The sequence below is a fragment of the Pantoea alfalfae genome, assembly GCF_019880205.1.
Lineage (GTDB): Bacteria > Pseudomonadota > Gammaproteobacteria > Enterobacterales > Enterobacteriaceae > Pantoea > Pantoea alfalfae.
The window spans coordinates 352,551-378,698 of record NZ_CP082292.1 but is presented as its reverse complement, the minus strand read 5'-3'; the positions used below and the strand labels follow the sequence as shown (position 1 = coordinate 378,698).

The window sequence follows — 26,148 nt, the reverse complement described above, 5'->3', positions numbered from 1 at the left end:
ACGGGCAGCAACTTATTCGCTGCCGGGGGCAACCTGCTGAGGAAAGGCGGCACGCCAGGCATCAAAGCCGCCATCAATGCTGTAGGCCGCGCTGAAACCCTGTCCCAGCAGATATTGCGCCGCGCTTTTGCTGCTGTTGCCGTGATAGCACATTACCAGCACCGGCAGGCTGTGGTCTGCGCCACTGACAAAGTCGCTGAGGTTGGTGTTGGTCAGATGCAGCGCGCCTGCCGCATGACCCAGGGCGTAACTTTGCGGATCGCGGATATCCACCAGCAGTGCACCCTCAGTCAGATGCGCCTGCGCCTGCTGCACGTTAATACATTCGAACATTTCCATGGAATCTCTCATAACAGCGTCGTCGTAATGCTGCGTAGTGTAACCCGAGAATCCACGCCGATAACCTGACAATCGTTACGGCTATCTGTTTTTTTGGTGGGCAGAATGTTAGCTATATCACGCAAAAATGTTTTTACCCGGTTAAAGACTGGCGTAAATGTTGGTTTGCGATTATGATTATGCTCGAAAACGAACATTAATGAACTATTCCGAACATCGGAGGAGATGACGTGGAAACCAAAGACCTGATCGTGATCGGCGGCGGCATCAACGGTGCCGGCATTGCAGCAGACGCTGCAGGACGCGGACTGTCGGTGTTAATGCTGGAGGCGCGGGATCTGGCTTGCGCGACCTCCTCTGCCAGTTCAAAACTGATTCACGGCGGCCTGCGCTACCTTGAACATTACGAATTCCGTCTGGTCAGTGAAGCACTGGCCGAGCGTGAAGTCCTGCTGAAAATGGCCCCCCATCTGGCGTTCCCGATGCGCTTCCGTCTGCCGCACCGTCCGCATCTGCGTCCGGCGTGGATGATCCGCACCGGCCTGTTTATGTATGACCATCTCGGCAAGCGTACCAGCCTGCCAGGCAGTAAAAGTCTGCGGTTTGGCGCGGATTCAGCCCTGAAGCCGGAAATTACGCGCGGATTCGAATATTCTGACTGCTGGGTCGATGATGCCCGCATGGTGGTACTGAACGCGCAGGAAGTGGTGAAGCGTGGTGGTGAAGTCCGTACCCGCACCCGCGTGACCCGAGCCTGGCGCGAAGGCGGCCTGTGGAAAGTTGAAGCGGAAGATGTCGACAGCGGCAAAACCTTCACCTGGCAGGCGAAAGGCCTGGTCAACGCCGCTGGCCCATGGGTTAAGCAGCTGTTTGATGACAGCCTGAAGCTGAAATCGCCTTACGGTATTCGTCTGATCAAAGGCAGCCACATTGTGGTGCCGCGCGTTCATACCGAGAAGCAGGCTTATATTCTGCAGAACGAAGATAACCGTATTGTGTTTGTCATCCCGTGGATGGATGAGTTCTCAATCATCGGTACCACCGATGTGGAGTACAAAGGCGATCCGAAAAACGTCAATATCGACGACAACGAGACAGCCTATCTGCTGAAAGTGTTCAACGGACACTTTAAAAAGCAGCTGACCGCTGACGATATCGTCTGGTCCTATTCCGGTGTCCGTCCGTTGTGTGATGATGAATCCGATTCACCGCAGGCGATCACCCGTGATTACACGCTGGACGTGCGCGACGATAATGGTCAGGCACCGCTGCTTTCCGTATTTGGCGGCAAGCTGACCACCTATCGTAAGCTGGCGGAACATGCGCTGGAAAAACTGGTGAAGTACTACCCGAACGCGGGTCCGGCCTGGACCAAAAACTGCGTATTGCCGGGTGGCAATATCTCCGGCACCCGTGAAGATTATGCAGCCAGTCTGCGTCGTCGTTATCCATTCATCAGCGAAAATATGGCGCGCCACTTCTCGCGCACTTACGGCAGCAGCACGGAAACCCTGCTTGCTGGCGCGAAAAGTCTGGATGACCTGGGTGAGAACTTCGGACACGAATTCTACGAAGCGGAACTGCGTTACCTGGTACAGCATGAGTGGGTGCGTGAACTGGATGATGCTATCTGGCGTCGTACCAAACAGGGTATGTGGCTGACCAAAGAGCAGCAGGCTCGCGTTGCCGAGTGGCTGGCAGCGAAAGCGAAACCCGTCCTGTCACTGGCCTCCTGAGCAGAAAGTTAAAATACAGAAAGCAGGCTTCGGCCTGCTTTTTTTATGGCGGTTCATCGGACAACTATTCGGATCTATTTCAATACTCACGTCCAGAGTAAACGCTAGATGAAAATTAACTCTGGATCACACTTTTTTTTGATAATCAGTTACGACCAGCAATACTCACTGCTGTAACTTTTACTTCATGTATCGCAGCCTAAACTCATCCCTTCGCTTATCTCTTACTCCCTTTCTCTATCGTTACCTTAAATCTAACGTTCAGCTTTTTTGCTTAATTGAACGATGCATTAAGAAAGCTCAGACTTTCTTCAGCATAAACGAAGCAACAGCGATTCTAATCAGGAGGTTGAAATGAACACAGGCCAAACGCCTGCCCGGGAGTGGAACACACGCCGCAGTGAAAAAGCGCGTCGTATGGCTTCCTTTCCCCTTGATGGCAAAGTCATTCCTTCAGAAAGAGCTACAGAAGCCCTGGAAACACTCATTGCACCAGGCGACCGCGTGGTGCTTGAAGGGAATAACCAGAAACAGGCTGACTTCTTATCCCGCACGCTGGCAGCGGTGAATCCGGCAAAGATTCACGACCTGCATATGATTATGCCGAGCGTCGGCCGCAGTGAGCATCTCGATATTTTTGAAAAAGGCATAGCCCGCAAACTCGACTTCTCTTTTTCCGGTCCGCAAAGTCTGCGCATGTCTCAGCTGTTACAGGATGGCCAGTTGGAAATCGGCGCTATCCATACCTATATCGAACTCTATTCCCGCCTCTATGTTGATCTTAGCCCAAATGTGGCGTTGATTGCAGGATACAAAGCCGACCGCAAGGGCAACCTTTATACCGGCCCGAGCACCGAAGATACCCCGGCACTGGTGGAAGCCGCCGCGTTTCGTGACGGTATTGTGATAGCCCAGGTCAATGAACTGGTCGATGACGAAACCGACCTGCCGCGCGTCGATATCCCCGGCTCCTGGATTGACTACGTCGTCGTCGCAGACAAACCGTTCTTCATCGAACCGCTGTTTACCCGCGATCCACGCCTGATTAAACAGGAACATATCCTGATGGCGATGATGGCGATTAAAGGCATCTACGCCGAACACCAGGTGCAGTCGCTGAACCACGGTATCGGTTTTAACACTGCCGCCATTGAACTGCTGCTGCCAACCTACGGCGAGCAGCTCGGTCTGAAAGGTAAAATCTGTAAACACTGGACGCTGAACCCGCATCCAACGCTGATCCCGGCGATTGAGAGCGGCTGGGTCGAGAGTGTGCACTGCTTCGGCGGTGAGCTGGGAATGGAAGAGTATATCCGCGCCCGTCCTGACATCTTCTTTACCGGCAGCGACGGCTCAATGCGCTCTAACCGCGCCTTCTGTCAGCTGGCCGGCCAGTACGCGGTCGATATGTTTATCGGTGCCACCCTGCAGGTTGATGGGCTGGCAAACTCCTCTACCGTGACGCGTGGTCGTCTTTCCGGCTTCGGCGGTGCACCGAACATGGGCCACGATCCCCATGGCCGTCGTCACGCCACGCCCGCCTGGCTGAACATGATCACTGAGCCAGACCCGATGCAGCGCGGTAAAAAACTGGTGGTGCAGATGGTCGAGACCTTCCAGGCAGGCGCGAAACCGACCTTCGTTGAAACCCTTGATGCGGTTGAGGTCGCCAAAACCTCCGGCATGCCGCTGGCACCGGTCATGATTTACGGCGATGACGTGACCCATGTGCTGACCGAGGAAGGTATCGCCTATCTCTATCGCGCAGAAAGTCTTGAAGAGCGTCGCGCTATGGTTGCTGCTGTTGCGGGCATTACCGACATCGGTCTGGGTGTGGATGCGGCACGCGTCGCAGCCCTGCGTAAAAGCGGCAAAGTGGTCTACCCGGAAGATATGGGTATCCGCCGCTCTGACGCCACGCGTTCACTGCTGGCAGCGGGCAGCGTCGCTGACCTGGTTGAATGGTCAGATGGCCTGTACAACCCACCTGCTAAATTCCGGAGCTGGTAAATGAAACTCCTGTCACAGACTCAAGCCGAGGCGCAGTCCAGCCAGCTGGCAACGATGGCGCGCGATTGTCTGATCGATGAAGCACGTCTGAGCCCTAAGCCGGGTCTGGTCGACAGTCGGGGAAACGGCGCGCATCAGGATCTGACGCTGGCGCTGATGGAGCGTTCTGCTCACAGCCTGATGCCAGCCTTTCTGGCGCTGGCCCGTCACAGCTGGCTGCGTCCTGCTGATATCGCCCTGCGCGAAACGGTAGGCCGCCTGGGCCGTGACGGTGAGCAGCAGATGATGGCGGCAACCGGCGGCGTTAACACCCATCGTGGCGCAATCTGGGCGCTGGGATTGCTGGTGAGTGCCGCGGCCATGCACGGCGGCGCTGCCAGTGCCGACCAGCTGACCCGCACCGCCGCTGCACTGGCCAGCCTGCCCGACCGGGCAGCACCAAAGCTGTTCAGCAAAGGTTTGAAAGCGACGCACCGCTATCAGGTGCCCGGCGCACGCGAAGAGGCGCAACAGGCGTTTCCTCATGTGATGAAGCTGGCGCTGCCGCAGCTGCTGTCCAGCCGGGCGGTGGGTGCCAGTGAGAGCGAAGCCCGCCTGGATGCGCTGATGGCGATCATGACCTCGCTCAGCGATACCTGCGTGCTGTCTCGTGCGGGTATGACCGGACTGAACGCCATGCAGCAGGGCGCACGCGCCGTACTGCTGGCGGGAGGCTGCCGCACAGCCGCAGGTCAGGTGGCGCTGTCGCAGCTCGACCAGCGCATGCTGGCGCTCAATGCTTCGCCTGGCGGGGCCGCCGATTTGCTGGCCACGACGCTGTTTATTGATCGGGTCTGCTCGCCTGAACTTTCTTATTTTTAGAGGCCATTATGGAACACATCACATTATCTTTACCTGCTAACCGCCTGCTCAATGGCAGAGCGCTGGCCGGGGTCGTTGGTTCCGGTGATATGGAAGTGCTGTACACCGCAACTGAAGGCCAGACACTGAACATCGATATCACCACCTCACTGGATAACAGCGACGCGCGCTGGAAAGCGCTGTTTGATCGCCTGAACTTAATAAACGGCCTGCCCGCCGGAGAGCTGATTATTCACGATTTCGGCGCGACACCCGGCGTAGCGCGTATCCGTATTGAACAGGTTTTTGAAGAGGTGAGCCATGCGTAACGATGCCAGTTTTATTGAATTACGGGCTCGTGAACGCGCCCATGCGCTGCTGGATGCAGGCAGCTATCGCGAACTGCTTGATCCGTTTGAAGGCATTATGTCGCCATGGCTGGCCCCGCAGGGCGTGGTGCCTCAGTCAGATGACGGCATGGTAGTGGCGCGCGGTACCCTGAATGGTCAGCCTGCAGTGGTTGTCGCCATTGAAGGCACCTTCCAGGGCGGCAGCATGGGCGAAGTTTCCGGGGCGAAAATGGCGGCAGCGCTGGAGCTGGCGGCAGAAGACAACCGCAACGGCATTCCGACTCAGGCGGTGCTCTGCCTGGAAACCGGTGGCGTGCGTTTACAGGAAGCAAATCTTGGCCTGGCGGCGATTGCGGATATTCACGCAGCGATTGTCGATCTGCGTCGCTACACCCCGGTTATCGGCATCGTCAGCGGCACCGTTGGCTGCTTCGGCGGGATGTCTATTGCTGCCGCGCTGTGCAGCTACCTGATTGTCACGCGTGAAGCCCGTCTGGGGCTGAACGGTCCGCAGGTGATTGAGCAGGAAGCAGGCATTGAAGAGTATGACTCACGCGATCGCCCGTTTATCTGGAGCATGACCGGCGGCGAAATCCGCTACGCCAGCGGCCTGGTCGATGCGCTGGTGAGTGACGGCATCAACGCGGTGAAAACCGCCATGAATGACTTTATTGCCAAAGGCGTTCCGGCCCAGAACCGCAGTGATAACTATGCCGATTTCCTGTCACGTCTGTCGCAGTTTGATACCCGCCAGCAGGCGGACACCGCGCAGATTAAACAGCTTTTCGCCCGGGAGGAGAAATAATGACTCAGACAAGCAGCCGCGGTGCAACCTGGCTGGAAAAACTCGCACCCAATGCACAGCGTCTTAGCGGCCTGTGTGCCTCTGTTCAGGTGGCTGACGGCCAGCTCAATGGCGAAAACGTACGCTTTATTGCCGTTGTGCCCGATCCCCAAAACCATTATCCGCGCGCCGCGCAGGGTGAAGTCGGTCTGCTGGAGGGCTGGACGCTGGCGAAAGTGGTGAATGAAACGCGCGAAGCAGACAAAAACAGTGCCGTGAAACGCCCGATTGTGGCGGTGATTGATGTGCCGAGTCAGGCCTATGGCCGCCGCGAAGAGGCATTTGGTATTCATCAGGCGCTGGCCGGTGCGGCGGGGGCTTATGCCAACGCACGCCTTGACGGTCATCCGGTGATTGGCCTGATTGTTGGCAAAGCGATGTCCGGTGCGTTCCTGGCACACGGCTATCAGGCTAACCGACTGATTGCGCTTAACGATCAGGGTGTGCTGGTGCATGCCATGGGCAAAGCATCGGCGGCGCGTATTACGCTGCGCTCCGTGGAAGCGCTGGAAAAACTGGCTGCGACCATTCCACCGATGGCTTACGACGTGAATAACTTCGCCACGCTGGGCCTGCTCTCCGATCTGCTGAACGTGGGCAATCCTGATGCGCCGTCTGACGCTGATGTGGCGATGGTCGAGATTGCGCTGCACAAGGCGATTAGCGACGCTCGTCAGGATCCGAGCCTGAAAAGCCGCCTGGGTGCATCCAATCGTCACAGCTCCTCCCTGGTTCGCGAACGGATGCGCGCGACCTGGTAATCATAAAAAAAATAAACCTGCCGAAACCGGTCTGACGGGGCGCATCGCTAACTGCGCCCCGGAGCAGTGGCCGTGTTCAGAATTATAAACATCGCTGTTTTTTAAAGAATTCTTCTTAATTACAGGTGATTTATGATTTATATAATTGTTCATGCCCTTGCTCCGATCTTTGTCATTATGCTGCTGGGTTTCTGGGCCGGTAAGGCCGGAATGGTCAACAACAAAGACGTCTCTCTGCTGAATATTTTCGTCATGGATTTTGCACTGCCCGCCGCGCTGTTCAGCGCAACGGTACAAACGCCCTGGCCGGGCATCGTGGCGCAATGGCCGCTGATTGTGGTTATTACCGGCGCAATGTGGATTACTTATGGAGCTGTCTATTTCGCGGCTACAAAAGTTTTCAAAAAGTCACCGCAGGATGCGGCTGTGTTAACACTGACGGTGGCGCTGCCAAATTACGCCGCGCTGGGCCTGCCCATTCTGGCCAGCGTGCTGGGTGAAAATGGTGCCACTTCGCTCTCGGTAGCGGTCTCCATCGCCTGTGGTTCAGTGCTGCTTACACCGCTTTGCCTGCTGATTCTGGAACGTGAAAAAGCGTTTGCCGACGGCACCGAGCACGGTTCAACCCTGACCATGCTGCCGATTCTGATGTGGCGTTCAGTGAAAAAACCGATTGTACTGGGACCGTTGATTGGCGTGGTGTTATCAGCGCTGGGCGTTAAAATGCCTGATCTGGTGCTGGCCGCCATCAAACCGCTGGGTCTTGCTGCCACCGCCGCTGCACTCTTCCTGACCGGTGTCATCCTGTCGGCACGCAAACTGAAACTTAACGCGGTGGTGGGCGTCGGCACGGTGACTAAACTGCTGATTCAGCCCTTTATCGCCTGGGGTCTGGTACTGGCGCTGGGGCTTAACGGTTCAGTGGCCATTACCGCTATCCTGATGATTGCGCTGTCAGCCGGTTTCTTCGGCGTGGTATTCGGCAACCGCTTTGGCGTGCAGTCGCCCGATGCTGAAGCCGTGCTACTGTTGAGTTCGATTCTGTGTATTTTATCGTTACCGCTGTTCATCACGCTGACATCAGGAATGTAATATGAGTGCGCCGCGCCCCCACGATCTGCTCTGGCTGCGTCACAGCGACGCGTTAGCTGCGATTAAAGAGAACTGGGTCAGCACATTCTGGCATCCCGATCTGCCGGTGGTGGTACGGCGCGATCACCGTGAATCCGGTCTGATTCCGGTGGGTGTGCGCGGTGAGCGACGTGAGCAGCGCGCCGCCGGCTGGATTAATCCAGCCGATATTGTCCGGATGGTGACGCCAGAGAGAGTGGCAGAACGGGCATGGCTGCTGGATTCACCCTTTACCGCTTATGCGCCGGTTCGCGCGGCGATTACGCTCAGCGAGTCTCTCTGGCCCTGGCATTGGGGCATAACCGGCAGCACCGGTTATGCGCTGGCGACGCAACGGCCCACGCTGCATGCTGCCAGCGATCTTGATTTAGTGATCCGCGCCCCGCAGCCGCTGCCGCGCGATGCGCTGCAACAGTGGCAGACGCTGACCGACTCGCTGGACTGCCGGGTGGATACCCAGGTGGAAACGCCGTCTGGCGCGTTTGCGCTGAACGAGTGGCTGCGTGAGGGTCGCGTGCTGTTAAAAACCGATACCGGACCGATACTGACCGCTTCACCCTGGAGCAGGGAGAATTCATGAAAATACTCTTTACCTTTCCCGGCCAGGGCACCCAACGAGCCGGGATGCTGCAGCATCTGCCCGACGGCGACGCGGTATTAAACAGCGTGCGCGCGGTACTGGGCGACGAGACCGACCGGCTCGACAGCACTGATGCGCTGCGCCACACCCGCGCCGTGCAGCTCTGTCTGCTGATTGCCGGAGTCGCCTGGGCGCGCGAGCTGATCCGCCGTGGAGTGAAACCGGACATCGTCAGTGGTCTGTCGATTGGTGCATTTCCCGCTGCGGTGATCGCCGGTGCGCTCGATTTCAGCGACGCCCTGCGGCTGGTTGCACTGCGCGGCGATCTGATGGAGCAGGCTTACCCGCACGGATATGGCCTGACCGCCATCACCGGTTTAACGCTGAATCGTCTGGAGAAGCTGCTGGCTGGCAGCAATACCTACATCGCCAACCTGAATGCGGAAACGCAGATTGTGATTGCCGGTCGTGATGAGGATATGGCTGTCGTGGCGCAGAAAGCGCTGGATGCCGGTGCCAGCAAAGCGATCAGACTCGCGGTGAGCGTGCCGTCGCACTGCGCGCTGCTGGACAAGCCCGCCGCCGAACTGGCGCGCGCGTTTGCATCCGTCACCCTCTCCCGGCCCGATTGCGCTTATCTCAGCGGCTCAACCGGACGGGTGATTTGGGAACCTGAGAAGATTGCTGACGATCTCGCCTTTAATATGGCGCGCACGGTGCAGTGGAATGATGCGATGGTTGCCGCTAATCAGCGCGATGCCCGACTGGCGATCGAGATGCCGCCGGGCAATGTGCTGACGGGCCTGACACTGCAGGCGGGCTGGCAGGGCGAAGCGATCTGCATGGAGCGCAACAGCGTCGGGGTGGCGCTGCATCTGGCTAAACGGCTCAGTCAGTAAGGCTGCGGGCGTACATCCGCCCTTCTGCCGCCAGGGCCAGCAGGTCATTATCGCGTTCGCGACGATGTGAGTAGACAATCGAGATCTGCTGACGCATCTGACAAGGCTCAGCGAGCGGCAGCAACTGAATGTTGTTTTCATACACCTTCTTCATTCGTCCCGGAATCAGCGCCAGGCCAATGCCCGCCTGCACCAGGCTTATCATTGAGAAGATGTCATTTACCTGGGTGACTATGCGCGGTTCAAATCCGGCTATCTGAAACGCCTCCTGCGAACCGGTATAGGTGGCAAATCCCTCAGCCAGTGAAACAAAATCCCGGTCGGCAAAATCACGCAGATCCACCGGGCCGGTTTTTTCCCGCGTCTCCCCGGCTGGCGCAGCCAGAAAAATACTGTCTTCAAACAGCGGAATCACATCAAAATGCGCATCGCTGAGTTCGCCCTCATCGGTGGCGATCAGAATCGCATCCAGCGCGTCATCTTCCAGCATATTCATGAGCATCTGATTGGAGCCCATGGTCAGATCAAGCTCGAGCGTGGGCCGACGCAGTTTCATGCCCATGATCAGCCGGGGAATGGTTTCAAGCGTTAGCGAGTAGAGTGTGCCAAGCCGCAGACGACCCACGCCGATACCCGCCACCTTGCGCGCCTCTTCAATACCTTTACCCATCAGGGTAGTCACGTCGCGACAGTAGTCCAGCAGCGTCCAGGCGGCAGGCAGCGGCACCAGATTACGGCCTTTGTGAATAAACAGCGGACAGTCAATGCCCTCTTCCAGCGTGTGCAGCGCGCGATGCACGCTGACACTGCTCAGCGCCAGCGCTTCCGCTGTGCGGGCGATATTCCCTTTGCTCATAAACATCATAAAAACGCTGAGCTTGCGGAAGGTAATTTCCTGATTGATGTTGTCACTCATGGGCTGCGGTTGCCTGTCGGATCGTTTTGCTTTTCCGCATAGTAGCGATTCTCAGCCAGAGTGTAATGATCTGGTTCGCTCTGTGGGCAGATACAGGCACCGAGGTCATAAGACGCTGAACCTTCTGAAAAAGCGACGGGGTGGCGGGAATGCCATGAGAAAAGATGACAATGCGGCCGGTTACCCGGCCGCAAAGAACGTCAGAAAGGCATACTGTCCGACCCTACAGCCTTATTGGTGTAATGTTCCAGATCTCATCGGCGTACTCCTGGATGGTACGGTCCGACGAGAAGTAGCCCATGCCCGCGATATTTTTCGCCGCGCGGCGCTGCCACTCATCCGGTTTACGGTAGAGCGCATCCACCTTATCCTGGGTATCCACATAGCTGCGATAATCCGCCAGTAACTGGTAGTGATCGCCAAAGTTAACCAGAGAGTCGAACAGATTGCGGTAACGGCCCGGATCCTGCGGACTAAACACGCCAGAGGCAATCTGAGTCAGCACCTGGTGCAGCTCTTCATCCCCTTCGTAATAGTCACGCGGGTTATAGCCGCCCTTACGCAGCGCTTCGACCTGCGGCGTGGTATTACCAAAGATAAAGATGTTCTCTTCCCCGACGTGATCCAGCATCTCAACATTGGCCCCATCCAGCGTACCGATTGTCAGCGCGCCGTTCAGCGCAAACTTCATGTTACTGGTGCCGGACGCTTCCGTCCCTGCGGTCGAGATCTGCTCAGAGAGATCGGCCGCCGGGATAATGATCTGCGCCAGACTCACGCTGTAGTTCGGGATGAAGACCACCTTCAGTTTGTTCTTCACCTGTGGATCATTGTTGATCACATTCGCGACATCGTTAATCAGATGAATAATATGCTTGGCGACGTAATAGGCCGACGCTGCTTTACCGGCAAAGATATTCACGCGCGGCACCCAATCCGCCTGCGGATCGGCCTTGATGCGGTTGTAACGGGTGATCACATGCAGCACGTTGAGCAACTGACGTTTGTACTCGTGAATACGCTTGATCTGGACATCAAACAGCGCGTTCGGGTCGAGCACCACATCCAGATTCTTCGCCACCCAGTCTGCCAGCCGACGCTTGTTCTGATGCTTGGCAACCGCGACTTTTTCAATAAACGCCGGATAGTCGATCTGTGCTTTCAGCTCATCCAGTTGGCTGAGATCGGTACGCCAGTTGCGACCAATCTCCTCATCCAGTACCTCTGATAGCGCCGGGTTCGCCAGCGCCAGCCAGCGACGAGGGGTGACGCCGTTGGTTTTATTGCAGAAGCGGCCCGGGAACAGACGGGAGAAGTCGGCAAACAGCGACTGGACCATCAGGTTAGAGTGCAGCTCTGACACGCCATTCACTTTATGACTGACGACGACGGCCAGCCAGCCCATGCGTACCCGGCGTCCATCGTTCTCGTCGATGATCGAAATGCGCGACAGCAGATCCAGGTCATCAGGATAGTGATCCTGAATCGTCTTAAGGAAGAAGTCGTTAATCTCGAAAATGATGCTGAGGTGGCGCGGCAGGATCTTACCGATCATATCGACCGGCCAGGTCTCGAGCGCTTCAGTCATCAGCGTATGGTTAGTATACGAGAAGACCTGACAGCAGACGTCAAAAGCGCTGTCCCAGCTGAATTTATGTTCGTCGATCAGCAGGCGCATCAGTTCGGGAATCGCCAGCACCGGATGGGTATCATTCAGGTGAATGGCGATTTTATCCGCCAGGTTGTCCCAGGTCTGATGCATCCGCCAGTGACGGTTCAGAATGTCCTGCACCGTCGCGGAGACAAGGAAATACTCCTGACGCAGACGCAGCTCACGGCCTGAGTAGGTCGAATCATCCGGATAAAGCACGCGCGACACGTTCTCTGAGTGGTTTTTGTCTTCCACTGCCGCGAAGTAGTCGCCCTGGTTGAACTTACCGAGGTTGATCTCGTTGCTGGCCTGCGCGCCCCATAGCCGCAGGGTGTTTGTGGCATCAGTGTCGAAGCCGGGAATGATCTGGTCATAGGCCATCGCCAGAATCTCTTCAGTCTCCAGCCAGCGCACTTTGGTGCCTTCGTGCTGAACGCGACCGCCAAATCGTACTTTGTAACGGGTATTGAAACGCTGGAATTCCCATGGATTACCATACTCAAGCCAGTAATCCGGCGACTCTTTCTGCTCACCTTCCACAATGTTCTGTTTGAACATGCCGTAATCATAGCGGATGCCATAACCGCGGCCCGGCATGCCCAGCGTCGCCAGTGAATCGAGGAAACAGGCCGCCAGGCGACCCAGACCACCGTTGCCCAGCCCCGGATCGTTCTCCTCTTCCATCAGCTCGGCCAGATCCAGACCCATCTCATCCAGCGCCTGGTTGAGATCGTCATAGATCCCCATCGCCAGCAGGGCATTCCCTAAGGTGCGACCCATCAGGAACTCCATCGACAGGTAATAGACCTGGCGGACATCCTGAGAGAGCTGGGCACGGCTGGAACGCAGCCAGCGCTCCACCATCCGGTCGCGCACCGCCAGCAACGAGGCATTGAGCCACTCGTGCTTGTTGGCGATCGAGGGATCTTTGCCGATGGTAAACATCAGTTTGTAGGCAATCGAATGCTTTAAGGCATCAACCGTCAACGTTGGTGAGGCGTAAGTGAAAGGTGCATTCATATCCAGTTTTCCCAATCCGTTACATCAAACGTTGGTAGAGATCACGGTAGGCTTGTGCGGCCACCTGCCAGCTAAAGTCCATCGCCATCGCCTGGCGCTGAACGTAACGCCACAGTGAAGGACGGGACCACAACACAAACGCGCGCCGGATGGCCCGTAACAGCGACCAGGCATTGGCATCTTCAAAGCTGAAGCCACTGGCAATACCGTCGGCCAGGTTCTCCAGAGAGCTGTCATTGACGGTATCCGCCAGCCCGCCGGTGCGGCGCACTAACGGCAACGTACCATACTTCAGGCCATAAAGTTGTGTCAGGCCGCAGGGCTCAAAGCGACTCGGCACCACGATCACATCCGCGCCACCGACAATACGGTGGGAGAACGCTTCGTGATAGCCAATCTGTACGCCGACACTGCCCGGATGCTCCGCCGCCGCCGCCAGGAATCCCTGTTGCAGTTCGGCATCACCCTGTCCCAGCAGCACCAGCTGTCCGCCCTGCGCCAGCAGGCCAGGCAGCGCTTCCAGCACCAGGTCCAGCCCTTTCTGTTTGGTCAGACGGCTGATCACGCAGAATACCGGCGCTTTATCATCCACCTTCAGCCCCATCGCCACCTGCAGCTGCCGTTTGTTTTCCGCTTTCGCTTCCAGCGTGTCGCGGTTATAGCGCGCGCTCAACAGCAGATCGTGCGCCGGGTCCCAGATAGAGGGATCGACGCCATTAAGGATCCCGCTAAGACGGCCTTCCAGCATCCGCTGTGCCAGCAGGCTTTCCATGCCATAAGCATATTCGGCAGAGGTAATTTCATGAGCGTAAGTCGGGCTTACCGCCGTGATATGGTCAGCGTAAAAGAGTCCCGCTTTCAGGAAGGAGATCTGTCCGAAGAACTCCAGCCCATGCATGTTAAAGAACGACCACGGCAGGCCAATCTCATCCATGTGATGCGCCATGAATAGCCCCTGGTACGCCAGGTTGTGCACGGTAAAGACTGATTTAGCCGGACGACCGCGCGCTTCCAGATAGGCACAGGTCAGGCCAGCATGCCAGTCATGCGCATGCACGATCTCGGGACGCCACATAGCGTCCATGCCGCACGCCAGTTCACAGCCGACCCAACCCAGCAGCGCAAAGCGCAGATAGTTGTCGACATACGCAAACTGCGACTCGTCATGGTAAGGACTGCCGGGGCGATCGTAGAGGCCAGGCGCATCAATTAAGTAGATGCCCACACCATTAAATTCACCAAATAACAGACGTATATGACCGGCAAATGTCTCTCGCTCCGTCACGACCTGGAGATCAGGTATGCCTTTGCGCAATGCGGGAAAAGCGGGCAACAGTACCCGTGTATCCGTGCCGCCCGCAATCTGCGCCTGAGGTAATGCCCCAACTACATCAGCCAGTCCGCCCGTTTTCAGCAGCGGGAAAAGTTCTGAACAGACATGTAAAACCTGCATCCTCGACCTCATTAAGTTATCCGGCACGCTCCGCGTGCCGATTGCGTAAGTTCCGCTTATCGCTTACAGCCCCGCTTTGGCTAGCCTGGCCAGCATGGCGCGGGTGACCAGTACGATCCCTTCATCCGAACGGTGAAAACGGCGACTGTCTTCATCGGGGTTTTCGCCAATAACCATGCCTTCCGGCAGTTCGCAGGCACGATCAATCACGCAGCGACGCAGGCGACACGATCGGCCCACTACCACATCGGGCAGCAGTACAGTTGAATCAATATTGCAAAACGAGTTAACGCGAACGCGTGGGAACAGCACTGAATTGACCACCACCGAACCGGAGATGATGCAACCGCCCGATACCAGCGAGTTCATAGTCATTCCGTGACTGCCGGAACGGTCCTGAACAAATTTCGCCGGCGGCAGCGGCTCCATGTGAGTACGAATCGGCCAGGTAACGTCATACATATCAAGCTCAGGCATCACCGATGCCAGGTCGAGATTGGCGCGCCAGTAGGCTTCCAGCGTGCCGACGTCGCGCCAGTAAGGCGGCGCATTGTCATCGTTCTGGACGCAGGAGAGCGCAAAGGAGTGCGCATAGCCTTCGCCGCTTGCCACGATTTTCGGCAGGATATCTTTGCCGAAATCATGATTAGAGCCAGGCGTCTGCAGATCCTCCTCCAACAGCGCATAGAGATAATCCGCGTTAAACACGTAGATCCCCATACTGGCGAGCGACTGCGTGTCATCACCCGGCATGGTGGGCGGTTTCGCGGGTTTCTCTACGAAGTCGATCACCATGTTATCTTCGTTCACCGCCATCACGCCAAAGGCCGTGGCCTCATGCACCGGCACGGGTAAACAGGCGATGGTACATTTCGCCTCGTTCACCACGTGATCCAGCAGCATGCGTGAATAATCCATCTTATAAATGTGGTCCCCGGCAAGGATCACAATGTACTGCGCCTGATAGCGGCGAATCACATCAAGGTTTTGCGTCACGGCATCGGCCGTTCCGCGATACCACTGTTCGGTCGAAAAGCGCTGCTGCGCTGGCAGCAAATCGACAAACTCATTCATCTCTTCATTGAAGATCGACCAGCCACGCTGGATATGCTGAGTCAGGGTATGGGACTGATACTGGGTAATTACGCCAATCCGTCGGATACCGGAGTTGACGCAGTTGGAAAGGGCAAAGTCGATAATGCGGAACTTGCCGCCGAAATGCACCGCCGGTTTAGCACGTTTGGCCGTTAAATCGACCAGGCGCGTGCCGCGTCCGCCGGCAAGGATCAGAGCAACCGTCTGTGTAGGGAGCTGGCGGGCCAGCATCAGGTGATCTGTTCTATCTAACTTAACCATGTCTGACTCCTTATGATTGCTTTTGGAACACGCACACACCGTGTGCGGGACCATGCCAGACAGTTAGCAGGATGGGGTTGTCGTCCCCGGCGAAAGGAGGAAGGGCACGCCATTCTCCGTCTGGTAACACGATGTCATTCACCGTATCCGTGGCGTTTATTGTTATTAACCAGCGGCCGGACAGCAGGATCTGCAATCTGTGCATCCCCTGTGCCCATTCATCGTGTTGCAGTGGCTGGCCACCGGCATTGAGCCACTGCACATTGCCGTCACCGTCCTGCCACCAGCGATCTGCGGTCAGCGCCGGAATGCGCTGGCGCAGAGCAATCAGTGCTGCGGTGAATCCGACTAATCCCTTCTCATCCGCCTGCCAGTCAAGCCAGCTCAGAGCGTTATCCTGACAGTAGGCGTTGTTGTTGCCGTGCTGGGTGTGGCCGCGCTCATCGCCGGCCAGCAGCATCGGCGTGCCCTGTGACAGCAGCAACGTCGTCAGCAATGCCCGTACGCTGCGACGGCGGCGTTCGATCACGTCAAAGCTGACGTTCAGCCCCTCTTTGCCGTGATTGTGGCTGTAGTTATCACCGTGGCCATCACGGTTTTCTTCCCCGTTCGCTTCGTTGTGTTTACGTTCGAAGCTCACCACATCCCACAGCGTAAAACCGTCATGGGCGGTGATCAGGTTAACCGTGGCGTGTGGCAGCCGGTCATCATGCTGGTAGAGATCGCTGGAGGCGGCAAAGCGGCGAACAAAGTCGCCGTTGCTTACGTCGCCGTGCAGCCAGTAACGACGTGCGGTGTCGCGAAACTTATCGTTCCACTCGGCAAACGGCGGCGGAAAACGGCCAACCTGATAGCCGTCAGGGCCGATATCCCAGGGTTCCGCAATCAGCTTGACCTGGGAGAGCAGCGGACAGGCGCGTATCGCCTCGAAAAAGGGCGCATCACGCTGGTAATCGGGTGTACGACCCAGTACTGGTGCGAGGTCAAAGCGGAAGCCGTCGACGTGGCAGACCCGCACCCAGTAGCGCAGCGCCTCCAGGGCCCACGCCATTACCTGCGGATGGTGGATATTCAGCGTGTTGCCGCAGCCGGTCCAGTTCTGATAATCGCCCTGCTCATCCAGCCAGTAGTAGCTGGCGTTATCAATGCCACGCATGGAGATTGTCGGGCCAATCTCATCCAGTTCGGCGGTATGGTTGAACACCACATCCAGCACCACTTCGATACCCGCAGCGTGCAGGCTTTTGACCGCCTGCTGAAACTCCTGCAACGGCGTCACGCCCGGCTGACCGGAGGCGTAACGAGGGTCCACCGCCCAGAGCGCAAAGGGGTTGTAGCCCCAGTAGTTGCTGAGGCCGAGCTGCAACAGTCGCGGTTCGCTGGCGAAATGGGCCACGGGCAGCAGTTCAAGGGTGGTGATCCCCAGCTTGCGCAGGTAATCCACCATAACAGGATGACCCAGCGCCGCGTAAGTCCCGCGCAGCGTTTCCGGAATTTCCGGATGCTGCTGCGTCAGGCCGCGCACGTGGGCTTCATAAATTACCGTGTTGCCCCACGGCACGCACGGTGCGACATCGTCCTGCCAGTCGAAATCCTCTGCGACCACCCGCGACCTGGGCGCAATCGCCGCATTGTCATGCGGATCGGGTTGCGCCTCGCCGCCATGAAACAGCGGGTCATCCGGAACATCGCCTTCCACCGCGCGAGCGCAGGGATCGACCAGTAACTTCGCCGGGTTAAAGCGATGTCCCTGCTGCGGCGCCCAGGGCCCATGCACCCGGTAGCCGTAGCGCTGTCCCGGTTTTAACGCCGGAACATAACCATGCCAGATATCCCCACTGCGGCCAGGCAGCTCAAGACGCTGTTCTGCGCCCTGTTCATCAAACAGGCAGAGCTCTACGCGCTCCGCATGCTGTGAGAACAGAGTGAAGTTAACGCCTTTGCCATCATAACTGGCACCCAGCGGTTCGGGATCTCCGGCAGTAATGGTCATTCAGCCTCCCGCACCAGCCAGACTGTTGCCAGCGGTGGCAGATCCAGACTCAGCGACTGCGGTCGTCCGTGGCTCTCCTGCTCATCGGTATGCACCCGATGAATGCGCACGTCACTACCGTGATACTCATGCTGATCGGTGTTCAGTACTTCTCGCCAGTAGCCAGGCTGATTAACGCCAAAGCGATAGCCCGGACGCGGCACCGGGGTGAAGTTACTGATGACGATTACTTCGTTGCCTTCACGGTCGCGGCGGACGAAAGCGAAGACGGAGTGTTCCGCATCGTTCACCACCAGCCACTCAAACCCTGCCGGATCAAAGTCGAGCTGATGCAACGGCGTGTAGTGCTGATAGGTGTGGTTGAGATCGCGCACCAGACGCTGAACGCCGTTGTGCCAGTTGTCATCCCCTTCCAGCAGGTGCCAGTCCAGGCTGACGTCGTGGTTCCACTCGCGGCCCTGAGCAAATTCGTTGCCCATAAACAGCAGTTTCTTGCCCGGGAAGCCCCACATCCAGCCATAGTAGGCACGCAGGTTGGCGAACTTCTGCCAGGCGTCGCCCGGCATACGGTCGAGAATTGAGCGCTTACCGTGCACCACTTCATCATGCGACAACGGCAGCACAAAGTTTTCGGTGTAGTTGTACATCATGCCGAAGCTCATCAGGTTGTGATGGTGCTTGCGGTAGATGGGATCGACCTGCATGTAGTCGAGCGTGTCGTGCATCCAGCCCAGGTTCCATTTGAACCAGAAGCCCAGCCCGCCGCCTTCGGTCGGACGCGTCACACCAGGATAGTCGGTTGACTCTTCAGCCATGGTTACCGACCCGGATGCCACAGTGCCGAGCGTGCGGTTGGTGTAACGCAGGAATTCGATCGCTTCGAGGTTCTCGCGGCCACCGAACTGATTCGGCACCCACTCTCCTTCGTTGCGGCTGTAATCGCGGTAGATCATCGACGCGACCGCATCCACACGCAGGCCATCGATGCCAAAGCGTTCGGTCCAGTAGAGCGCATTGCCCGACAGGTAGTTGCTCACTTCCCGGCGACCAAAGTTGTAGATCAGGGTGTTCCAGTCCTGGTGGAAGCCTTCACGCGGGTCGCTGTGCTCATAGAGCTGCGTTCCGTCGAAGCGCGCCAGACCGAAATCATCGCTGGGGAAATGACCCGGCACCCAGTCGAGCAGCACGTTGAGGCCCGCGTCATGGGCGGCGTCAATGAAGGCGCGGAACTCGTCACGGGTACCAAAACGTCGGGTCGGCGCATACATGCCCAGCGGCTGATAGCCCCAGCTGCCATCAAACGGATGTTCGTTGATCGGCAGCAGTTCGATATGGGTAAAGCCCATCTCTTTGACGTAGGGCACCAGCTGTTCAGCCAGCTCTTTGTAGCTCAGCCAGAAGTTGTTGTCGGTGTGACGACGCCAGGAGCCCAGATGCACTTCATAGATGGAGATCGGCGCGTCGAAGGCGTTGGCCGCCTTGCGCTCCGCTTTCATCTCAACCGGCTCTGGCAGACCACAGATCATCGACGCAGTCTGCGGACGCATCTGCGCCTCAAACGCGTACGGGTCCGCTTTGATGCGCAGTTCGCCATTGGCGTCGATGATTTCATACTTGTAGAGCTGGCCATTGACCGCGCCCGGTACAAAAAGCTCCCAGATGCCCAGCTCCTGACGCAGACGCATCGGATGACGGCGGCCATCCCAGAAGTTGAAATCGCCAACCACTGACACGCGACGGGCGTTGGGTGCCCAGACGCAGAAGCGGGTGCCGAAGACGCCATCAATGACGTCGCCGTGCGCGCCCAGCGTCTCATAAGGGCGCAGGTGTGTCCCTTCCGCCAGCAGCCACAGATCCATCTCCTGCAGCAGCGGACCAAAGCGATAGGCATCGTCTACCAGGTTTTGCTGGCCGTGCCAGTTCACCGCCAGCTGATAGCGGAACGGGTTTTTGCGGCGTGGAATGACGCCACTGAAGAAGCCGCGTGCATCTTCACACATCAGCTGAGCCAGTTTGCGCCCGGTGGAGGTTTCAATGACCCACACTTCAAGCGCTTCGGGAAGCAATGCCCTGACTTCAAGGCCTTGCTGAGTTCGGTGCATCCCTAGTAACGAAAAAGGGTCGGCATAATTACCCGCAAACAGGGCATTGATCGCATCGCGATCGGGAAGCTCTGACATGACTTTCTTCCTGTGATAATTGGCAGCCGAAATGAACGCGACACGGCCTGTCGCGGTTCATCTGCGCTGCTCTTCATTGAGCCATACGTACAACGACAAAGAAGTCAGGCCATTCCGTGGGAAAAGTGTTTTTGCCGTGTACCACAACCATTTAATCCGGAAAGCACAAGAGTGACCTGTGGCACATCATGGTTAAATCATAGCTTGGTCACGGGAGTTGCCATGGACTTAAGCAAAATATTCTTTAGCGATCGGCAAAAAAGGGAAGCAGATCACTGAGTAAGCGAAACGGTAGATTGTTTCGTGTACGACAGTGATGAAAATGCCAAGTAAATGGATGATTATTTTCATTTAAGCTGCCCGAAATGCCCCAACTGATGAAGCAACATTTTTTACTGGATCGAAACGATAGCTCTGCCGCCGACCCTGGTCAGCCTCCGGAAGCGTGGAGTGCAGACAACGATGATCAAGAAAAGCTACCTGATAACGTGTTGTAAAGCGATGGTTAACGGCATGTTTCTGGGATTGGCAGGATTTGGGACACCAACAGGGCTGGAAGTGAATCGGCTTCACAAGCTTAATTTTTTACAGAAATAGCCATTCGTCTGTTTTTTTCTTTGTATTAGCATGCAAATAAAAATAACAGAGGCAAAGGAATGGCTATGACTTTATACGGAAAGTTTGTAATCAATAACGCTGATTATTCACCACTGAGTTTTCCGGGAGTAGGAACGTTTTTAGCGTTTTCTGGTAATGGCATCTATCGTAACAAGGGTGGTTGCGGGATGATAATTAATAAGGGACCATTACCTGCCGGACGTTACTACATTGTTGACCGCCCTTCTGGTAGTTGGATCAACAGCGTCAGAGCATGGGCAATTGACGAAATAAAATCTGCGTTTAAGTATCATGTTGATCATTCAGAATGGTTTGCCCTTTTTCGTGCAGATAACATGATCGACGATAGCACATTCTTTCGGGGCGTAGCCCGGGGCGGTTTCAGGCTTCATCCTGGTCATGTCTCAGAGGGTTGCATTACTCTTGCCTGGCAATCCGATTTCGACATGCTGAGAAATGCTCTGCTAAGAACGTCCAGAACCCCGATTCCGGGCAGCGACTTAAAAGCCTATGGCACCATTGAGGTAATCACTTATGGCGATACTTGCCCGTAAATCAGGGAAGGTAGCCTTTTTCCTTCTGATTTTACTTTGTGTGGGGCGGACTATGGGTGAACCGTATAACTGGATTAGCTATGATTTCGTTTTGAAGATAGGAAACCTGCTTTATGGCCCTGGTGAAATTGGCGCAGAGGCAATAGATGATACGTTTTTCTATATTAGTTTCCTCGCTAATATAGTTATTACTGTGGTGGTTTTTTTCCTGACAATGAAGTTAATCACAAAAATAAGGAGATATTAACATGTCAATTCCTGCTTATATGTGGCTCAAAGATGATGGCGGCGCTCATATTAAAGGCTCCGTTGATGTCCAGGATCGTGATGGCAGCATTGAGATTGTGGGTTTCAGTCATGGGCTGAATATTCCTGTAGACAGCGCCAACGGCAAGATTACCGGCAAGCGTTCACACTCACCGATGATGATTGAAAAGGAGTTTGATAGCTCCAGTCCTTATCTGTACAAGGCGGTGGCGACGGGTCAGACGCTGCAAAGTGCGGAAATCCGCTGGTACAGAATCAACCATGCCGGTCAGGAAGAGTGTTACTTTGTTATGACTATCGAGGGGGTAAAGATTACCGGTGTGAATCCCGGCATGCCAAATGCTAAAATGTCAGGTAATGCGAAAATTAATCATATGGAATCGATATCCATGATGTATGACAAAATTACATGGCGTTATGTTGATGGAAATGTGCAGTATACGGATGACTGGAATGTACGGGCATAGCGCATCGGAAAGAAAAGCATGGCTGAAAAGGATTAATTAAAAAAAAGGATTATCTGAAAATGGCCGTGAATTTTACCCACTGGTGCAGTCGTAAAGTGGTACGCCAGTATCAGTGGGTAGCCGTTATAATAAAAAATAATCCAGAAACTTCATTATTTAAAAAAACAATCAAGCCAGTAACAGCGCAAACTTTCTTTAACTTTATTCACCCTGTAAAACACAGCGCTAACATAATAAAAATTAGCAAGACATTCTTTTTTGAACATCATCACACTTTAGATATTAAGCGATTAAGCAATCCTGATTGGAAATGAAAAAATAAACAATCATATTAAAAGTGGTTGGAAAATAACTTTCAAGAAGCGAGGTTTATTTTATGTCTAACGTTTATGTAGAACCACAGCCTACCGGACACCCGGAAGGATCAGCGATCACACATTATACCGTCGAATATGCTGGAGGTCAGAGTATTGATGGATTGAATCATTCCACTCAAGACAGCGCAATTCAGGCAGCCAAAAAGGCAGGCCATAATCCGCTAGTCGCCCGAGTAAGAAATACCAGCAAAGGCAATCCTGATCACTGGCGCTCTGCCTGATAATGGCAATAGAGACATAAAAAAGCCCCTTGAGGCTTTTTTAAGTTATACCCGCTCATAACATTGCATTTAATTTTAACTAAACAAAAAGCCCGCAACCATCAGTAATGATTACGGGCTTTCACATAGCGACCAGGCGGTTAGCCGATCCATTGTTTCATCTGATCGGCATTGATTATCAATCCGCCCTGTGGCGATGTTTGCTGTTTAGTTGGTTAACAATCGCAGCATGCGACGCAGCGGTTCGGCTGCGCCCCATAACAGCTGATCGCCCACCGTGAAGGCGGAGAGATATTCCGGCCCCATATTCAGTTTACGCAAGCGGCCAACTGGTGTGGTCAACGTGCCGGTAACAGCGGCTGGCGTCAGTTCACGCATCGTCAGCTCGCGATCATTCGGCACCACTTTGACCCACTCATTGTGAGAGGCCAGCAGTTGCTCAATTTCAGCCAGCGGCAGGTCGCGTTTCAGCTTCAGCGTAAAGGCCTGGCTGTGGCAGCGCAGCGCCCCGACGCGCACGCACAAGCCATCAACCGGAATGACTTTAGAGGTGGCGAGGATCTTGTTGGTCTCCGCCTGGCCTTTCCACTCTTCGCGGCTCTGGCCGTTATCCAGCTGCTTATCAATCCATGGAATCAGGCTGCCTGCCAGCGGTACGCCGAAGTTGTCGGTTGGTAAAGTGCCGGAACGGGTAAAGTCGGTCACGCTACGCTCAATGTCGAGAATGGCCGAAGCCGGGTTCTGCAACGCAGGCGCAACGTGATCGTGCAGCATGCCCATCTGGGTCAGCAGTTCGCGCATGTGGCGCGCGCCGCCGCCAGAGGCTGCCTGATAGGTGGCAACCGAGGCCCACTCCACCAGATCCTGCGCAAACAGGCCGCCCAGCGACATCAGCATGAGGCTGACAGTACAGTTACCACCCACAAAGGTTTTGATGCCACGGTCGATGCCCTGGCGAATCACCGCATGGTTGACCGGATCGAGGATGATGATGGCATCATCTTTCATGCGCAGCGTAGAGGCCGCATCAATCCAGTATCCCTGCCAGCCGCTGGCGCGCAGCTTTGGATAGACGTCACTGGTGTAGTCGCCGCCCTGGCAGGTGATAATGATATCCAGCGCGCGTAGCGCTTCAATATCAAACGCATCCTGCAGGGTGCCCTGCTGTTTGCCCGCAAACGCGGGTGCCGCCTGACCATGCTGCGACGTCGAGAAGAAGACCGGATTGATTGCATCAAAATCACGCTCTTCACTCATGCGGGACATCAGCACTGAGCCGACCATGCCGCGCCAACCAACAAAACCTACATTCTTCATGTCGTGTCCGTCTAAGGCAGTTACACCTGCTTTTCATTTCAGAGGAGAGAGCGGCGTGCTATTTTCACGCCGCTCTGCGTAATAATAGGATTTACCTGTGTCCTCTCACTCTACAAAATGCAGGCCGGGTAGCAAGTGAATTAATTCGATTACGCTAACTTTTTCAGCAGCGTAACTAATAACTCCGCTTTTTCGCGAACAACATGGCGCAAAACCGATGACTGAAATGATTTCGGCAACAATATTATTGTTGTTAATTATGGATCCGCTGGGCAATCTGCCGATTTTTATGTCGGTTTTGAAGCATCTGGAGCCGAAACGGCGGCGGGTGGTGCTAATCCGCGAAATGCTGATTGCCCTGATCATCATGCTGCTGTTCCTGTTTACCGGCGAACGCATCCTGGCGTTTTTAAATCTGCGCACCGAAACAGTGTCGATTTCCGGCGGGATCATCCTGTTTCTGATCGCCATCAAGATGATTTTCCCGTCGGCTGAAAGCAGCAGTTCTGGCTTACCGGCGGGTGAAGAGCCGTTCCTGGTGCCGCTGGCGATTCCACTGGTGGCCGGGCCATCGCTGCTGGCCACATTGATGCTGCTGTCGCATCAGTATCCGCATCAGATGTCGCATCTGGTAGGCGCGCTGCTGATCGCCTGGGGCGTAACGGTCGCTATTCTGCTGATGTCAGGTCTGTTCCTGCGTCTGCTGGGCGATAAGGGTGTGAATGCGCTGGAGCGGCTGATGGGATTAATACTGATTATGCTGGCCACCCAGATGTTCCTGGATGGCATTCGGGCCTATCTGAAGTTATAAGCGCGCCTTTGTCCTTTTACACTGACAGGCAGGCAGCCGCCTCAGTTCAGCCTGTTTATCACATAGTTACGGCATTGAAATGAACAATAATATTAATATAATGTTGTAAAAAAGGAGATTTCTATGGCCGGCAGTATCGAAAATTATGCCGGGACAGGCGTCTTTATTATCGTTGAGCGGCTTTACAGCAGGGATGCACCGAACTGGCACGGCGTTGGCGCCTCCATGATGCAGATTCACAAAATGGTTTACCAACTTTATCATAAGCAAGATGTTTATCTGGAAGGCAAGAAGATCGAACCCGACAGCGCGACGGTCTGGCAGCGTTTAAAAATCCTGTTTGGCGCGGATTTGGTGCAGAAAAATGCTGCCGATAACAGTACCTGCTTTTCTCTCGACTATGCAGGTTCCCGCTTTGTCACTACGCCTTTCTCAGGCGTCGACTCAAAAAAAATCCCGGATTTTTTGACCAGAGAATATACCCTGCCTGGCCGAAACGTGCTGGCCTTTGGCAGCGATCCCTTTCCGCATGTCGGCCTTTATGGCCGTTCAGATGCACGTTTTGTGATGGCGGAGGGTGGTAAAGGTGACCCGACCGCCGCCGCGAAATACGATGCAAAAAGTAAACAGTTGGTGATGGTGGACCCCGGAAAAGAGCTGCCGCAGTTGATGCAGCGTCTGAAAACCCGGAGGGAAATGCAATGAGGTTGTTATTACCCTTTTTCTTCGGCGCGCTCTATCTGATAACAGGTTACGTCTCCCTTCAGGAAGTCCTGGAGTATGCCAGCAGCGGCCATTCAGGGGTGATCACAGATATGCGCAGTTATCTGGTTGCCCCACTACTCTGCGCGTTGCTCTGGCTACTGGTTTATCTGGTAGCCTGGTGGGGTTTCAGAAAAATTGCCGCCCTGTCCGTGGCTAAAGAAACAGTTTTTCAGGCGCTATTCTTTCTGGCAAATATACTCTGTTTAGCTGGCCTGACCGTATTATCCGTCCCGAGCCAGAAAGCGGCGCTGAATGACGTGCAACTGATGCAAGTTGACGTCACTGATTTGGCCTGGGTTTACTTGCTTGCCGCCGCTATCACGCTGGTTGTTTTTGCTCTGATAAGAAGAAAATGGGCATGAACAGGCTGCTGCAAATTATCAAAAGCTGTCTGCTGCGCACGTTTAACTATGAAGGGCGTGAAGGAAGGACGAGCTATTTTATTTTCCTGCTGTTTCAGCTGGTCTGGTTCTGCTGTTATCTGCAATGGTTTACCGGGCCAGAGCATGAAATAGGCTTAATCGCGCTGCTGCTGTTTGTTTTGCCTCTATTTTCCTGCGGGGTGAGAAGAATAAATGACGCCGGCTATTCACGCGGCGTCATTGCCCTTTTGGTAGTGGCGCCTTATCTGCTGTTCCCTTTTTTACTCTTCCCCGGCTCGCGGGAAAAAAACTGACGGGCAGATAGCCCGT

General features: G+C 55.4%; 25 protein-coding genes. 17 read left to right on the top strand and 8 right to left on the bottom strand.

Features of this window, described 5'->3' with window-relative positions; all coding sequences use genetic code 11:
- Positions 1 to 12 precede the first annotated feature (12 nt).
- Positions 13 to 339 (bottom strand): thiosulfate sulfurtransferase GlpE, encoded by a 327-nt coding sequence (glpE, locus tag K6R05_RS01745; RefSeq protein WP_222924898.1) that lies wholly within the window; start codon positions 337 to 339, stop codon positions 13 to 15.
- Between the two features lie 230 nt (positions 340 to 569).
- On the opposite strand from glpE, the gene glpD reads away from it, so the two are divergent.
- The 9 genes from glpD (at position 570) to mdcH (ending at position 9,490) form a co-directional block, all read left to right on the top strand.
- The gene (glpD, locus tag K6R05_RS01740; RefSeq protein WP_161733709.1) at positions 570 to 2,075 is read left to right on the top strand and encodes a glycerol-3-phosphate dehydrogenase; all 1,506 of its coding nucleotides are present in this window, start codon (positions 570 to 572) and stop codon (positions 2,073 to 2,075) included.
- 354 nt (positions 2,076 to 2,429) lie between these two features.
- Positions 2,430 to 4,085, top strand: a complete 1,656-nt coding sequence (gene mdcA, locus K6R05_RS01735) for a malonate decarboxylase subunit alpha (RefSeq protein ID WP_161733711.1) — start codon at positions 2,430 to 2,432, stop codon at positions 4,083 to 4,085.
- A complete protein-coding gene (locus K6R05_RS01730) occupies positions 4,086 to 4,946 on the top strand; it encodes a triphosphoribosyl-dephospho-CoA synthase (protein ID WP_161733713.1) in 861 nt (286 codons plus the stop codon).
- 8 nt (positions 4,947 to 4,954) lie between these two features.
- Positions 4,955 to 5,254: a malonate decarboxylase acyl carrier protein gene (gene mdcC / locus K6R05_RS01725; protein WP_033734248.1), complete on the top strand. Its 300-nt coding sequence runs from the start codon at positions 4,955 to 4,957 to the stop codon at positions 5,252 to 5,254.
- Positions 5,247 to 6,080 carry a biotin-independent malonate decarboxylase subunit beta gene (locus tag K6R05_RS01720; protein WP_135907562.1) on the top strand — a complete coding sequence of 278 codons (834 nt, stop codon included), beginning with the start codon at positions 5,247 to 5,249 and terminating at the stop codon, positions 6,078 to 6,080. The genes mdcC and K6R05_RS01720 overlap by 8 nt, the downstream gene beginning before the upstream one ends.
- Positions 6,080 to 6,880: a biotin-independent malonate decarboxylase subunit gamma gene (gene mdcE / locus K6R05_RS01715; RefSeq protein ID WP_150011130.1), complete on the top strand. Its 801-nt coding sequence runs from the start codon at positions 6,080 to 6,082 to the stop codon at positions 6,878 to 6,880. Before K6R05_RS01720 ends, mdcE begins: the two co-directional genes overlap by 1 nt.
- A gap of 132 nt (positions 6,881 to 7,012) precedes the next feature.
- Positions 7,013 to 7,972, top strand: coding sequence for an AEC family transporter (locus tag K6R05_RS01710; RefSeq protein ID WP_161733715.1), 960 nt, complete (start codon positions 7,013 to 7,015; stop codon positions 7,970 to 7,972).
- Position 7,973: 1 nt separating this feature from the next.
- A complete protein-coding gene (locus K6R05_RS01705; protein ID WP_161733717.1) occupies positions 7,974 to 8,591 on the top strand; it encodes a malonate decarboxylase holo-ACP synthase in 618 nt (205 codons plus the stop codon).
- Positions 8,588 to 9,490, top strand: a complete 903-nt coding sequence (gene mdcH, locus K6R05_RS01700) for a malonate decarboxylase subunit epsilon (RefSeq protein ID WP_161733719.1) — start codon at positions 8,588 to 8,590, stop codon at positions 9,488 to 9,490. Before K6R05_RS01705 ends, mdcH begins: the two co-directional genes overlap by 4 nt.
- On the opposite strand, the gene K6R05_RS01695 is transcribed toward mdcH, so the two are convergent.
- From K6R05_RS01695 to glgB, 6 genes are all read right to left on the bottom strand, one after another.
- Positions 9,480 to 10,406 (bottom strand): LysR family transcriptional regulator, encoded by a 927-nt coding sequence (locus K6R05_RS01695; protein WP_222924897.1) that lies wholly within the window; start codon positions 10,404 to 10,406, stop codon positions 9,480 to 9,482. The two genes, mdcH and K6R05_RS01695, sit on opposite strands and share 11 nt — an antisense overlap.
- Before the next feature lie 223 nt (positions 10,407 to 10,629).
- The gene (glgP, locus tag K6R05_RS01690; protein ID WP_135907558.1) at positions 10,630 to 13,077 is read right to left on the bottom strand and encodes a glycogen phosphorylase; all 2,448 of its coding nucleotides are present in this window, start codon (positions 13,075 to 13,077) and stop codon (positions 10,630 to 10,632) included.
- Between the two features lie 19 nt (positions 13,078 to 13,096).
- Positions 13,097 to 14,530 carry a glycogen synthase GlgA gene (glgA, locus tag K6R05_RS01685; protein ID WP_161733723.1) on the bottom strand — a complete coding sequence of 478 codons (1,434 nt, stop codon included), beginning with the start codon at positions 14,528 to 14,530 and terminating at the stop codon, positions 13,097 to 13,099.
- Between the two features lie 63 nt (positions 14,531 to 14,593).
- Positions 14,594 to 15,886: a glucose-1-phosphate adenylyltransferase gene (gene glgC, locus K6R05_RS01680; RefSeq protein WP_161733725.1), complete on the bottom strand. Its 1,293-nt coding sequence runs from the start codon at positions 15,884 to 15,886 to the stop codon at positions 14,594 to 14,596.
- A gap of 10 nt (positions 15,887 to 15,896) precedes the next feature.
- The gene (glgX, locus tag K6R05_RS01675; RefSeq protein WP_222924896.1) at positions 15,897 to 17,879 is read right to left on the bottom strand and encodes a glycogen debranching protein GlgX; all 1,983 of its coding nucleotides are present in this window, start codon (positions 17,877 to 17,879) and stop codon (positions 15,897 to 15,899) included.
- Positions 17,876 to 20,059 (bottom strand): 1,4-alpha-glucan branching enzyme, encoded by a 2,184-nt coding sequence (gene glgB / locus K6R05_RS01670; RefSeq protein WP_161733729.1) that lies wholly within the window; start codon positions 20,057 to 20,059, stop codon positions 17,876 to 17,878. Before glgB ends, glgX begins: the two co-directional genes overlap by 4 nt.
- A gap of 662 nt (positions 20,060 to 20,721) precedes the next feature.
- On the opposite strand from glgB, the gene K6R05_RS01665 reads away from it, so the two are divergent.
- The 4 genes from K6R05_RS01665 to K6R05_RS01650 are packed head-to-tail and all read left to right on the top strand — an operon-like array spanning position 20,722 to position 22,279.
- Positions 20,722 to 21,231: a DUF2778 domain-containing protein gene (locus K6R05_RS01665; protein WP_222925446.1), complete on the top strand. Its 510-nt coding sequence runs from the start codon at positions 20,722 to 20,724 to the stop codon at positions 21,229 to 21,231.
- Complete coding sequence (locus K6R05_RS01660) at positions 21,212 to 21,478, top strand: hypothetical protein (protein ID WP_222924895.1); 267 nt, start codon at positions 21,212 to 21,214, stop codon at positions 21,476 to 21,478. The genes K6R05_RS01665 and K6R05_RS01660 overlap by 20 nt, the downstream gene beginning before the upstream one ends.
- Before the next feature lies 1 nt (position 21,479).
- On the top strand, positions 21,480 to 21,965 hold the full coding sequence (locus K6R05_RS01655; RefSeq protein WP_222924894.1) for an Hcp family type VI secretion system effector: 486 nt from the start codon (positions 21,480 to 21,482) through the stop codon (positions 21,963 to 21,965).
- 59 nt (positions 21,966 to 22,024) lie between these two features.
- A complete protein-coding gene (locus tag K6R05_RS01650) occupies positions 22,025 to 22,279 on the top strand; it encodes a hypothetical protein (protein WP_222924893.1) in 255 nt (84 codons plus the stop codon).
- 491 nt (positions 22,280 to 22,770) lie between these two features.
- Here K6R05_RS01650 and asd read toward each other — a convergent pair whose 3' ends face one another.
- A complete protein-coding gene (asd, locus tag K6R05_RS01645; protein WP_161735516.1) occupies positions 22,771 to 23,880 on the bottom strand; it encodes an aspartate-semialdehyde dehydrogenase in 1,110 nt (369 codons plus the stop codon).
- A 217-nt stretch (positions 23,881 to 24,097) separates the two neighbouring features.
- Between asd and K6R05_RS01640 the strand changes: the two genes are divergently transcribed.
- The 4 genes from K6R05_RS01640 to K6R05_RS01625 all read left to right on the top strand — a co-directional run bounded on the left by K6R05_RS01640 (position 24,098) and on the right by K6R05_RS01625 (position 26,132).
- Complete coding sequence (locus K6R05_RS01640; protein WP_013359324.1) at positions 24,098 to 24,691, top strand: YhgN family NAAT transporter; 594 nt, start codon at positions 24,098 to 24,100, stop codon at positions 24,689 to 24,691.
- A 123-nt stretch (positions 24,692 to 24,814) separates the two neighbouring features.
- Positions 24,815 to 25,396, top strand: coding sequence for a hypothetical protein (locus K6R05_RS01635; protein ID WP_222924892.1), 582 nt, complete (start codon positions 24,815 to 24,817; stop codon positions 25,394 to 25,396).
- Complete coding sequence (locus K6R05_RS01630) at positions 25,393 to 25,818, top strand: hypothetical protein (protein WP_161735518.1); 426 nt, start codon at positions 25,393 to 25,395, stop codon at positions 25,816 to 25,818. The genes K6R05_RS01635 and K6R05_RS01630 overlap by 4 nt, the downstream gene beginning before the upstream one ends.
- Positions 25,815 to 26,132 (top strand): DUF805 domain-containing protein, encoded by a 318-nt coding sequence (locus K6R05_RS01625; RefSeq protein WP_222924891.1) that lies wholly within the window; start codon positions 25,815 to 25,817, stop codon positions 26,130 to 26,132. Before K6R05_RS01630 ends, K6R05_RS01625 begins: the two co-directional genes overlap by 4 nt.
- The last annotated feature ends 16 nt before the right edge of the window (positions 26,133 to 26,148 follow it).